The 12,501-nt window shown below is 72.2% G+C and carries 9 protein-coding genes and 1 pseudogene; 2 read left to right on the top strand and 8 right to left on the bottom strand.

The genetic code is table 11. From position 1 onward, the window contains the following. The 7 genes from E1264_RS31300 to E1264_RS31330 form a co-directional block, all read right to left on the bottom strand. The coding region (locus E1264_RS31300) for an ABC transporter ATP-binding protein (RefSeq protein WP_132179156.1) at window positions 1-1,561 on the bottom strand (1,561 nt) is incomplete at its 3' end. 77 nt (window positions 1,562-1,638) lie between these two features. Continuing rightward, a complete protein-coding gene (locus E1264_RS31305; protein WP_132179158.1) occupies window positions 1,639-2,703 on the bottom strand; it encodes an LLM class flavin-dependent oxidoreductase in 1,065 nt (354 codons plus the stop codon). Beyond that, window positions 2,700-4,835 (bottom strand): hydantoinase/oxoprolinase family protein, encoded by a 2,136-nt coding sequence (locus tag E1264_RS31310; protein ID WP_132179160.1) that lies wholly within the window; start codon window positions 4,833-4,835, stop codon window positions 2,700-2,702. Before E1264_RS31310 ends, E1264_RS31305 begins: the two co-directional genes overlap by 4 nt. After that, a complete protein-coding gene (locus E1264_RS31315) occupies window positions 4,832-7,126 on the bottom strand; it encodes a hydantoinase B/oxoprolinase family protein (protein WP_132179162.1) in 2,295 nt (764 codons plus the stop codon). The genes E1264_RS31310 and E1264_RS31315 overlap by 4 nt, the downstream gene beginning before the upstream one ends. After that, complete coding sequence (locus E1264_RS31320) at window positions 7,123-7,782, bottom strand: isochorismatase family cysteine hydrolase (RefSeq protein ID WP_132179164.1); 660 nt, start codon at window positions 7,780-7,782, stop codon at window positions 7,123-7,125. The genes E1264_RS31315 and E1264_RS31320 overlap by 4 nt, the downstream gene beginning before the upstream one ends. 528 nt (window positions 7,783-8,310) lie before the next feature. Beyond that, on the bottom strand, window positions 8,311-9,213 hold the full coding sequence (locus E1264_RS31325) for an agmatinase family protein (RefSeq protein ID WP_165964473.1): 903 nt from the start codon (window positions 9,211-9,213) through the stop codon (window positions 8,311-8,313). An 83-nt stretch (window positions 9,214-9,296) separates the two neighbouring features. After that, window positions 9,297-10,067, bottom strand: coding sequence for a nuclear transport factor 2 family protein (locus E1264_RS31330; protein WP_132179168.1), 771 nt, complete (start codon window positions 10,065-10,067; stop codon window positions 9,297-9,299). Window positions 10,068-10,373: 306 nt separating this feature from the next. Between E1264_RS31330 and E1264_RS45565 the strand changes: the two are divergent. After that, window positions 10,374-10,472 (top strand): annotated as a pseudogene (locus E1264_RS45565) (DNA-binding response regulator); the annotation flags it as partial. Between the two features lie 232 nt (window positions 10,473-10,704). On the opposite strand, the gene E1264_RS31340 reads toward E1264_RS45565, so the two are convergent. Beyond that, window positions 10,705-11,547 (bottom strand): DUF1028 domain-containing protein, encoded by an 843-nt coding sequence (locus tag E1264_RS31340; protein ID WP_132179170.1) that lies wholly within the window; start codon window positions 11,545-11,547, stop codon window positions 10,705-10,707. Window positions 11,548-11,775: 228 nt separating this feature from the next. On the opposite strand from E1264_RS31340, the gene E1264_RS31345 reads away from it, so the two are divergent. After that, window positions 11,776-12,501, top strand: a 726-nt coding sequence (locus E1264_RS31345) for a FadR/GntR family transcriptional regulator (protein WP_165964474.1), incomplete at its 3' end; no start/stop codon positions are given.

Below are 12,501 nucleotides of genomic sequence, written 5' to 3' on the forward strand. Positions count from 1 at the left end.
GCTCGGGGGTGCGGCGGGTGTCCTCTGGTGGGGGGGTCAGGGCGCCGCCCATGGCCAGGCCGATCTGTTCGCGGTCCAGGTCCTCTCGGGGCCAGGACGCGACCAGGCGTCCCCGGTAGAGGACGCAGCATCGATCGGCGATGGTCATGACCTCGTCCAGGTCGGTGGAGATGAGCAGGACGGCGAGCCCGGCGGCGCGGGCCTCGGCCAGGCGCTCCCAGACGAACTCGATGGCGCCCACGTCCAGGCCCCGGGTCGGCTGCGCGGCGACGAGGCAGCGCAGGCCCGCGCTCAGCGCCCGGGCGAGCACCGTGCGCTGGGCGTTCCCGCCGGAGAGCGTCCCGGCGGGCTGTGCCGGGGACGACACCGCGATCGAGAACCGCTCGACCTCGGCCGCCCCGTTGTCCTCGATCGCCTGCCGGGACAGCCGGAGCCGGGTCCCGAACGGCGGCCGCCCGATCCGGTCGAGGACGAGGTTCTCGGCGACCGAGAGGCCGCCGACGATGCCGCGCCGGTTGCGGTCCGACGGGACGAGCCCGAGCCCGTGACCGAGCCGCGCGCCGGGCGGCAGGCCGGTGACGTCCCGTCCGTCGAGGATCACCCGCCCGGCCGCCGGTGCCCGCAGGCCCATCAGGACCTCCTCCAGCTCGGGCTGCCCGTTGCCCTCCACGCCGGCGATCGCGACGATCTCGCCCGCCGCGACGGTGAAGCTCACGTCGCGGAGCGCGATCGGACCTCTGTCCCCGTGCGCCGTGATCCCGTCGACGGTGAGCACCGTTTCCTTGCGGGCGGGCGGGCCGGTCCGCGGCGCGATCCTGCCCACGTCGCGGCCGACCATCAGGCGGGCGAGCTCCGGCTCGGACGTCGCGGACGGGTCCAGGACACCGACGCGCGTGCCGCGCCTCAGCACGGTGATCCGGTCGGCCCAGCGCATGACGTCGCCGAGGTGGTGGGTGATGAACACGATGGCCGCGCCCTCCCGCGCCATCGCGCGCAGCCGGGGGAACAGCCGCTCGCTCTCCACCGGGGCGAGCGTCGAGGTGGGCTCGTCCAGGATGAGGACGCGCGCCTCGTGGTAGAGCGCCCGCAGGATCTCCACCCGCTGCTGCTCCCCGACCGAGAGCTGCCAGACCTTGGCGTGCGGGTCGACGTCCAGCTCGTACCGCCGGGCGAGGTCGGCCAGCCGCGCGGCCACCGCCGCCAGCCGCCGCCGGCCGAGGAAGAGCCCACCGGGCCTGCCGAGCACCATGTTCTCGGCCACCGTCAGCGTCGGGACGAGCATGAAGTGCTGGTGCACCATCCCGATGCCCTCGGCGGCCGCGTCCCGCGGCGCGGCGAACCGCGCCGCCCGGCCGCCGATCTCGATGGCCCCGGCGTCGGGCCTGGTCATCCCGTACAGGACGTTCATCAGCGTGGTCTTGCCCGCGCCGTTCTCGCCGAGCAGCGCGTGCACCTCACCGGGCCGCAGTTCCAGGTCGACGCCGTCGAGCGCGCGCACGGCCCCGTACCGCTTGACGATGCCGCGCATGACCAGCGGCCCTCCTGCCGGTGGTGTACGCATCGGTTGCTCCCTCCCTCCTGCGACGACTGCTCGGGCTCCAGGGGAAGCCCGCGGGCTCCCCGGGTCTACCGGGTCCATCAGGGGCTTCCAGCGCGGGCGCCCGGTCTTCGGACCTCTGTCCGGGAGGCGATCTCGGCGTGGAAGCGCGCCAGGGTCTCCCGCACTCCTCCGCCGCCGGGCGGGGCGTACGGCACGATCACCACCTGGGCGATCTCCGGGAACGCGGCGAGCAGGCGGGCCAGCGCCGCGCGGCACTGCTCCGGGGTGCCGGCGAGCCCGAAGCGCCGCAGGACGTCCTCGGGGAGGAGCTTCCCGGCGGCGGTGACGGCGGCGCGCTCCAAGCTCCAACCATGCGCCTCCATCGCGTCCGCGTACCGTCCCGGCAGCTCGACGCCGAGCTCGCCGAGGATCGGCCGGCTGGTGGCGAGCGACGTCGCCACCATCGGGCGTATCGCGTCCAGCGCCGCGCCCGGATCGTCCGCGACGCAGCAGTAGAACCAGGCCACGAGCCGCACGTCTTCGAGCCGCCGCCCGGCCCGCGCCGCCCCGCGGGCGATCCGGGCGGTGGCGTACGACCAGCCTTCGGCGGTGGCGAGGTTGCCGACGATGACCCCGTCCGCGACCTCCCCCGCCACCTCCAGGACCCGCGGGCCGCGCGCCCCCACATAGATCGGCACGTCCGCGCGGACGGGCGCGAAGTCGAGCCGCGCCGCGTCCGTGCGGACCACCCGGCCGTCGAGCGTCACCTCCTCGCCGGCGAGGAGGCCGCGGGCCACGGCGACGGCCTCCCGGAGCGCGGCGGCGGGCGCCTCCCGCCGGATGCCCAGGGGGCGGTGGCCGGTCCCGCCGGTCCCGAGGCCGAGCACCGCCCGGCCGCCGGACAGCTCGTCCAGCGTGGCCACGGCCGACGCCAGCAGCGCCGGATGGCGGGTGTAGGGGTTGGTCACGCCCGGCCCGAGCACGACGCGGGTGGTGGCGCCGGCGATCGCGGACAGCAGCGCGATCGGATCCCGCTGCAGCCGGTCGTCGTTGACCCAGACGTTGTCGTAGCCGAGCGCCTCGGCCTCGCGGGCCAGCGCGACCGTCTCGCGCGCCGGCAGGTCACCGGGCAGCGCCACCCCCCACGCCGGCTGGTCGGTCATGTGAGGTCCAGGCGGAGGTTGAGGTGGCCGTCCACCCAGAGGTGCTGGCCCGGGTGGACGAGCACCGTGGTGTCGACCGCCTCGATGATCGCGGGCCCGGCGAGGCGGTTGCCCGGACGCAGCTTCGCCGCCTCGTAGGTCGGGACCGTCTCGGACGTGCCGGGCCCGAGGTGCACCAGGCGCTGTCCCGAGCGCGCCGCGGAGGCGTCCTTGCCCTCGTCCGGAAGCGGCGCCGGCTCGGGTATGCCGAGGCCGGCGACCGCCTCGACCGAGAAGGTCATGGCCTCCACGCCGGCCTTCCGGTAGGCGGTGCCGGGGCCGTACGTGTCCTCGTAGGAGGTGGTGAAGCGCTCGATGACGCGTTCGCCGCCGTCCGACGCGGCCAGGTCGGCGTCGTCGACCGGGACCCGCACGGTGTGCACCTGGCCACGGAACTGCAGGTCGACGAAGCGCCGCAGGGTGAGCTCGTGCGCCGGGAGGTTCGCCGAGGCGAAGTCCGCGCGCAGCCCTGCGGACAGGCCGTCGAAGGTCGTCCGCCATCGGTCCAGGTCGAACGGCGCCCGCGCCGGGTCGGACACCTGGGCGATGCGCTTGGCGTCGCTCAGCCCGATCCCCATGGCGGAGAAGACGGCCGCCTCGCGCGGGACCACGACGTGCCGGCAGCCCAGCGTGGCGGCGTACGCGCCGGCGTGCAGACCGCCCGCGCCGCCGTAGGCGAGCACCGTGAGCCGCGCCGGATCGAGGCCGCGCTCCACCGTCACCCGGCGGATGAGGTCGGCCATCTGCGCGTCCACGATGCCGATGACGCGGGCCGCCGCCTCCTCCGGCGTCAGCCCGAGCGGCTCGGCGACCCGCTCCCGGACGGCCTCGCGCGCGGCGTCCGCGTCGAGGCGGATCCGGCCGCCGAGGAAGTTGGCGGGGTCGATGCGGCCGAGCACGACGTTGGCGTCGGTGACCGTCGGCTCGGTGCCGCCGGCGCCGTAGCAGACGGGTCCCGGCGAGGCGCCCGCGCTCTGAGGACCGACCTTGAGGACGCCGGTCTCCCTCTCCACCCAGGCGATGCTGCCGCCGCCCGCGCCGATCGACGCGACATCGATGATCGGCAGCGCCACGGGATGCTGGGCGAAGATCGGCGCCTCCGCGTACGCGGGCTCGCCGTCCACCACCATCCCGATGTCGAAGCTCGTACCACCGACGTCCGTCGCGATCACCCGGTCGAGGCCGAGCCGAGCGGCGAGGTTCCGCGCGCCGAGCATCCCGCCTGCCGGGCCGGACGACAGCAGCGCCACGCCCCGCTCGCGCGCCTCCTCGATGGACGAGACGCCGCCGGAGGAGTGCATCACGGTGATCGCGCCCCGGTGCCCCTCGTGCCGGAGCCGCTCGGCCATGATGTCGAGGTAGCGATGCACGCCGGGGGTCAGGTAGGCGTTGAGCACGGTCGTCGACGTCCGCTCGTACTCCCGGATCACGGGCGCGAGGTCGCTGGACGCGGTGACGAACCAGCCGTCCCCGCCCTCACCGCCCTCGCCGCCGTCGCCGTCGTCGCCGTCGGTGAGCCATTCGCGCAGCTTCCGCTCGTGCTCGGGGTTGAGGAACGACCACAGCAGGCTGATGGCGATCGACTCGACGCCCGCGTCCCGCAGCCGCTTGCGGAGCCCGTCCGGGCCCTCGAGCCGGTCCAGCTTCAGCGGCGCCACGATCTGACCGGCGCGGTCCACGCGCTCGTCGATGCCGTGGATGCTCGTCCGCGGCACCAGCGGCTCGGCCTTCGACAGCGCGGCGACGTTGATGATCTCGGCCTCGGAGAGCCCGGCCACCTTCTGGACGGTCCGGCCGATGAGCATCACGTCCTCATGGCCGCGGGTCGTGAGCAGGGCGGTGCGCGGGCCGGTCCTGGTGATCAGGATGTTGGTGGCGACGGTGGTGCCGTGCGCGAACAGGCTGGTCTCGGCCAGCAGCGTCCCCAAGGGCATGCCGAGCTGCCGGGCGGCCTGGGTCACGGCGTCCAGGACGCCCTGCTCGAACTGCGGCGGCGTGGACGGCGCCTTCGCGCGGGTGGCGGTGCCGTTCCCGTCCAGCACGACGCAGTCGGTGAACGTGCCGCCGCTGTCGACGGCGATGACGTAGCTCATGAGCGGTTCTCCCCCTGCCGCGCGTCCTCGTGTCGGGCCGGGCGGGCGTCGTCCCAGGCCAGGCGGGCGTCGTCCAGGACCGGATCGCCGGGACGGGCGATCTCGACCTCCAGAAGGGCCAGGCAGCCGGGGCAGTAGAACTCGCGCAGCTCGAATCGGGCGCCGTTGATCTTGTGCGGGTTGACCTCCGGGCCGATCCGCTGCACGGGGAAGCGCGCCTGCGCGGCGAGCTCCTTGTACGGACGGTCGGCGGCGCCGAGCACGTGACCGCACCGGCACCGGTACACCGGCCCTTCGCCGGATGGTTCGGCGGGCCCGCGAAACAGCGCCTCGCTCAACCGCTCCCCAGCGACGGCACCGTCGCCGTCCCTCCCAGAAGAGCCCGCAGGGGCTCCTAGTGGCCCATCCCCGGAGGGGCCAGGAAGCCCGGCCGCTTTGGCACGTTCCCGGCGAAGGTCGGCGCGGCGGCGGATGGTGGCGGTGGCGTCCACCTGGAGGGTGCCGGGGTCCAGGACGACGCCCCAGACGCGCTCCGCCCACTCGCGGCTGACGAGGAAGGCGCCGACGTCCCGGGCGACGAGCGCGGGGTCGCGCTCCAGCGGGTCTCCGTAACCGCCGCCGCCCATGGACACGACCCGGTACACGTCGTCGGACCGCATCGACGTGGCGGCGAACGCGCCGAAGACCTCCAGCGTGCCGTCGATCTCGTCGAGCTCCTGCGGCACCTCGCCCCGCGCCAGACGTGCCCGGACGTCCGACCCCCGAACAATGGCGAACTGGTTCGTCGTGGACGGGTAGCCGCCGCACAGTCCGGGCGACTCGGGCTGCTCCACCCCGAACGTGTGCAGGATCTTGGTCGGGATCTCCTCGACCCCGTGGACGATGTACATCATGCTGGGCCCGGCGCCGCCCCGGTACTTGCCCGGCCCGCCGGAGTCGCGGGTCTGCCGCCGGTACAGATAGAGGATCGGGTAGCGCAGCTCGTAGCTCTCGACGTTGGCGATGGTCGCGCGCAGCGAGCTGGTGTGCCCGCCGGTGTCGATGCCGTCGCGGGTGGCGAGCGCGCCCCCGCCGCCGGCCATGCCGTCCAGCAGCGGGCCGCCGAAGCGCTCGCCGTCGGCCTCGTAGCCGAACAGCTCCTCCAGCGCCTTGACGCCCTGCCACCCGGCCATCGCCCGGTGCCGGTGCAGGTCGCTGGCGGCGAGCATCTTCCCGCAGGTGATGCTGGCCAGGTTGCGGACCTCCCAGATGGAGGTCGTGGTGGACTTGGAGACCCCGGCGGGACGGGCCGCGTCCACCACCGAGCCCTCGCGGGACTCGATGGTCAGCGCGCGCCGGACGCCCGCCGGCGACCACGGGATGTCCCAGCACAGGTAGACCAGGACCGCGGCGAGCACCCCGCCGTGCAGCGCGGGACGCGCGCAGTTGATGACGGCGGGCGCCTGGTCGGCCGTCTCGGTGAAGTCGAACGCGAGGTGGTCGCCGTCCTTGCGCATCGTGACGTGGCAGTCGTAGATGTCGTCGCCGAACTCGATGTACGCGCGGTGCCGCCAGGTGCCGTCGGGCAGCTCCGCGAGCCGCGCCCGCAGCCGCCATTCGGTGTAGTCGATGACGTCTTCCATCGCGGCGAGCACCGTCTCGGCGCCGAACTCGCGCAGCGTCTCCACCAGGCGGGTGCGGATGACCTGCACCGCCGCGACCTTCGCCCGCAGGTCGAGGCCGAGCAGCTCGGGCAGCCGCGAGTTGTTGAGGTAGGTGTTCTCGACGTCCCGCCGGAACCTGCCGCCCTCGTACACCTTGATCGGCCCGATCAGCGGCTGCTCCCCGTAGATGTCGGCGGCGTCCGGCTGGACCTGGCCCGCGGTCGGACCTCCAACGTCGATCGCGTGCAGCGACGCGCCGGCCCATGCCACCAGGTCACCCTCGTAGAAGATCGGCGCGACGACCTGGACGCAGTTCTGGTGGCAGACCGAGACGTACGGGTCGTTGCACAGGAACACGTCGCCGTCCGCGAACCCCGGGTTGTCGGCGTACGACTCCAGCAGGTGCTTCACGTGCGCCGACAGGGTCGTCGCCTGCGCGCAAATGAAGTTGTCGATATAGACCAGGTCACCGTTCGCCGTCATCAGCCCGGTGTTCATGTCGAACACCTCGGTGGCCACCGGCGACCCCGACAGCCTGCTGATCGTCAGCGCGCCCTCGTCGTTGATGTACCAGAGCCGATGTCTGACGATCTCGAACACCGACGGGTCGAGCCGCAGCCGCCGTCCGGCCTGAGCTCCGACCGTCATGCCGACGCCTCCACGGCCTCCGGTGAGATGACCACCGAGGGCAGCTCGTCGAGCGTGACGACGGCACCGAAGTAGGTCTCCACCTTCGCGAGCGTGTCCTCGTGGAACTGCTTGCGGGGCCCGGCCACGCACTCGCGGACGACGATCACGTCGAGGTCGCGGTAGTAGCCGTCGCGGATCGTGGTCTCGACGCAGAAGTCGGTGTTGCAGCCGGAGATGATGATCTGCTCGATCCCCAGCATGCGCAGCTTGGTGTCGAGCGTCGTCTCGAAGAACACCGACGCGCGGTGCTTCTCGACGATGATGTCCTCGGGACGCAGGACCTCGGTCACCTCGTCAACGAAGTCGACCTCCCAGGTGCCGCGCAGGCACGGCGCCCACTTCTGCTTGTCGATGTGGGACGGGATGCTGCGGCGGCGCCGGGTCACGTCCTCCGGGTAGTGGATCTGCTGCGACCACAGGATCGGCATCCCGTACCCCCGGCACAGCTCCACCAGCTCGAGGATCCGGGGCAGGGCCGCCCGCTGGTTGGCGGTGCCGATCCCCGCCTTCTCCATCCGGCTCTCGGGGTCGCAGAATCCCTTCTGCATGTCGATGACCAACAGTGCGGTGCGGGACGGATCGATGTACGGCTTGGTCGCCAGAACGTCGGTCATGCGCTTCCAATCTCGTTTCGTCGCCTGCGATGCAGGCCGTCTTCAGATGCTTCACACGCATCGACCAGAACCACGCTGGTCAATACGCGGCGGACTAGGTCAAGAACAACGGACTCGAAAACGCGCCAGACCCCCGTCCACACACGAACTCGGACACTCGGCCACGCGCATCAGCCCCCGACCACGCACAGCAAGCTCGGGCATACGCGACGGCCACGGCGGACTCGGTCATGCGCGGCACACTGGGGTGCGCTGCGCCCCCGGCCACGCGCGACGGGCTCGGGTGTTCGCGGCAGGCTCGGCCACGCACGGCGGACAGGATCATGTGTGGCGGACTCGGACATGTGCGGCACGCTCGGGTGTGCGCAGCGAGCCCGGTCACCCGCGACGGGCTCGGGTGTTCGCGGCAGGCTTGGCCACGCATGGCAGGCCGACCAAGCGCGACGAACTCGGGTTTAGGCGGCAGGCTCGGCCACCCGCTGCAGGCTCGGGTAGGCGCGGTGGACGCGGCTGTCACGGCGGACTCGGTCATGCGCGGGGGGCGGAGGGAAGGGGGTGGCCGTCGCGGGCGCGGCATGCCCGGGCGGCGAGGATGTCGATGACCAGGCGAGCGGCGACGCGCGCGGTGTTCCCGGAGGCGTCGAGCATCGGCGCCACCTCGACGCAGTCCGCGGCGCAGATCGGCCCGGCTGCCACGATCTCCAGGGCCCGGACGATCTCACGCCCGGTCAGTCCTCCGATCTCTGGTCCACAGGTGCCCGAGACGTACGCGCCGTCGAGCACGTCGATGTCGATGGAGAGGTAGACGCCCGCGGTGCCGTCGGACGCGGCGGCCAGGGCGCGGCGGGCCACCTCGTCGATCCCCAGCTGGTCCACGTCGCGGACGGTGAAGACCCGCACGCCGTGCTCTTCGGCGATGTCCTTCTCGTACTTCGGGTTGGCCGCGCCGTGGATGCCGATCAGGACGACGTTGCTCCCGTCGACGTTCGGCAGGTCGAGCACCCGGTGCACGGGAGAGCAGTGCGAGAGCGGCTCGCCGTCGATGTCCGGCGCGGTGTCGAGGTGGGTGTCGAACATGATGAAGCCCATGGGCCCGTCAAGGTGCCGCGCGAGTGCCCGGGCCCCGGGGATGGTGGTCATGTTGTCGCCGCCCAGCAGCACCGGGAAGCAGCCTGCGGCGTAGAGCTCGTCCAGCGCCCGCTCCGCCCGCTCGACCGTGACGGCGGCGCGGCCCGGAGCGCCGTCCACGTCACCGCAGTCGACGATCTTGAGGTGGTCGGAGATGGTGACGTCGTAGTCGAAGTGGTAGCCGGCGCCGAACGAGAAGTGCGATGACGCGTCGCGGATCGCGCGCGGGCCGTGGCTCGCTCCCGGACGCGTGACGGTCGTGCTGTCGTACGGAAGCCCGAGGACCGCCACATTGGCGCCCACTGATCGGAGCTCGGATCTCTCCGGCGCCACGTGGGGAGACTGGAGAAACGTCGCGATGCCTGCGTGCAGGATTGCCACTGCTTTCAGCCCTTCTCGGGGTTCGAGGTAAGAGGTCGGACCTCTGTGCGCTCATTCTTAGCCAGGTGGCGGCCGGCCGTCAATACCCTCACCGACCGCCGTCCGGCGGCCGTGTCCCCGAAACCCGGCCGCGGCTCGTGCTCCGGTGCGAGCGGAGAGCAGTGGAAATGCCAGATTTTCCAAGTGCGCCCGCCCTCACCGTCGTCACGTCGCAGGACGCACGTCTCGCGGAACCGGACGTGCACCGTCCGCCCATCGCCGTCGTACAGCGGAACGACCGCGTCCAGGGTGGCCGACCCCGATCCGTCGCCGGTGACCTCGAACGGCAGCACACCCTCCGAGGTCACGTACGCCATGTCCCCGTCGACGACGACCCTGACGTCCCAGAGCCGGGGCGGTTCGGTGGGCACGAGCCTGCCCTTGTAGTACTGGAAGAGGGCGACCTTCTCGTTGAGCCCGTAATACGGATGGCCGTTGAGATTCCACATCAGATAGGCGGGGGCGAAGCACTCGCGCATCCGCTCGACGTCCAGCCCTTGGTTCGCCTCCCACCACTGCCCGTGCACCCGCCGCACTTCCCGCACGTCCGCCGCAGGCCCGATATCGCCGCCGGCAGGCTCCCGCTGGGCTCCGGCGACCTCATCCCAGCGCCCGAGCCCCTGCTCAGATCCCGCCGCCTCATCTCGTAGCCCCTGCTCAGGCTCCGGCACATCGCGTCGACGTCCCTGCGCGGGCCGCCCGCCACCGTCCCTCGTCGGATCGCGGTCAACAGACATCTCGCTCCTTCGTTCTCTCGACTTGCTCCGCCTCAGCCCGCACAGACCTGGCCTACATCCGCTCAGCACCCATCCCTCGGCCCCATCCCCTATGGCACGCACCCCTCGACCGCATCCCTCGGACGCAGCCCTCAGCACGCAGCCCTCAGCACGCAGCCCTCAGCACGCAGCCCTCAGCACGTATCCCTCGACCCCCGGGCCAGGCGGCATCCCTCGACACGCATCCGCTCGACCGCACCACTCGCGGCCCCCATCCCTCCGCCGCATCTCTCGACGCGCATCTCTCGACCCCATCCCTCGGCACGCGACGGCGTCGAGGCGACCCGGCACCTCATCGCGCTGCCGGACCCGCGCGTCCTCGTCCTCACCACCTACGACTCCGACGCCGACATCTCCCGCGCACTCGTCCAATCGCGGGCCCCATCCCTCGCGGCCCCATTCCTTGGCCGCATCTCTCAGCACGCATGGCTCGGCGCGCTTTCCCTCTCACACGTTCGGCTGCAGGGGGCAGGGTCGGGCGTGGGGTGATCACTGCGTGAACCTGCCGCCCAGGAGATGCCCGAGGTGCGGCGTCTGGTTGTCGGGGGGCATCGCACGGGCCGGTTCGTTCGGTGGCGGTCCCTGGTGCGGTCACGTGTCAGCCGCTCGTCGCCTTGCGGATCTCGGTGAGTACCACAGGGTCGATGCGGTCGGCGCCCCGGACTCGCTCCTCCAGGTTCTCCACGCCGGCCCACGCGAACAGATCCGCCGCCAGGTCGCCCTCGTCGTGGCCGAGCGAGCGCAGACGTTCGCGCAGCTCGGCTCGCAAGTCCCCGTCCACGGCGAGCCAGCGGCTCTCCGGTGTGCGGCCGAAATAGAGCTCGTGCAGCCCGCGCAGCCTGCGCAGCTCGACCAGCGGCCGCTCGTGGTCGTCGACGCGAAGGTCCATCACGACGCTCGCGCCGCCGTATCCGCCGCCCTCGCGCACCACCCGCAGGACCGCGGACTGCTGGCCTCGGCGATCACCGCCCGCCGCCTGTCCGGCCTCCATCGCGGCGAGCAACCGGTCGCCCAGCGGCTCCCCCGCCCGCGACTCGTACTCCGACGTCAGGGCGTCGAGCGTCGCGGCGGAGACGAGCATGTTGCCCTGGGCCGCATAGCCGTCGCCGGTCCGGCCGCCCGCCCAGTCCATGCAGCGCGAACCGGTGTACGTGGCAGAGCGGCCCGCGGCGTCCACGATCCCGACCTGACGCAGCTCGCGCCCATCGTCGCCGGCCAGGAGCCGGTCGAGCGCCTCGGCGGCGGACGTGCCGCCCGCCAGCAGGCGCAGTCCCTCTTCTCCGTGCGCGACATGGATGAACGATTGCGTGGCGACGGCGCCGACCTCGGCCTCCGCCCACGCGCTGAGGGCGCCGATGGCCAGGAATCGGGAGGCGATCGCGACCCCCCATTCCCGCCGGACGGGGTCGCAGGCGACGATCGAGAACGTGGTGGACCTCATGGCGGCCTCTCTGGTTCGACCTCCGACGTCAGGTCATCAAAGACCGCCGCTCGCCCGGATGTCAATGGGACGGGTACCATGAGGATGGAGGTCCAACCCCTTCGGTTGGACGGCGCTCGCGCTGCCGGACCGTGCTACGACTGCACGGAGCGCGGGCCGATAAACAACAGAAACGCCGGCGACGACGACCGGTGTGAGACACGGATTGGGGCACGACAGGTGACGCCGATGTCGCGCGGTGAGCCCAGGCTTGAGCCGCTGCGCTCCGAACCGATCAAGGAACGTGTGATCCGCGAGCTGTCCCGGCAGATCGAGGAGGGCGCGTTCCAGCCCGGCGACCAGCTGCCGAACGAGCGCAACATGAGCGAGCAGCTCAAGGTCAGCCGCGGCACGGTCCGTGAGGCCCTGCAGTTCTTGCAGACCCTGGGGCTGGTGGAGATCCGGCACGGCGTCGGCACCTTCGTCCGTTCCTCGGGCGACTCCCGGCCGTTGCGGACCGAATGGCGCCAGTGGACCGCCCGGCACGCCGACCAGGTCCACGACATGCTGGAGGTGCGCAAGGGCCTGGAGTCCTTCGCCGCCGAGCTCGCCGCCCAGCGCGCCACCGAGGCGGACCTCGCCGCGCTCGACGAGGCGTTCGCCCGGATGGAGGCCGCGTTCCGCGACCGCGACCTGATCGCGATGGTGCAGGCCGACGTCGAATTCCACCGCGCGCTGATCGCCGGCGCGCACAACGAAGCGCTGCTCGAACTCGCGAACACCATGGGCGAGCAGCTCCTCCAGGAGCGCGGCGCCACATGGGACCTGCCCGAGCGGCCTGAGAAGTCCATCACCGAACACCGCGCCATCCGCGACGCGATCCGCTCCCGGCGGGGCGAACTCGCGCGATGGCACGTCATCGCCCACCTGGAGAGCGTCGAGCAGGACATCGGCCGGTCCATAGCCCCGGACAAC

It is taken from the genome of Actinomadura sp. KC216 (assembly GCF_004348535.1).
Taxonomy (GTDB): domain Bacteria; phylum Actinomycetota; class Actinomycetes; order Streptosporangiales; family Streptosporangiaceae; genus Spirillospora.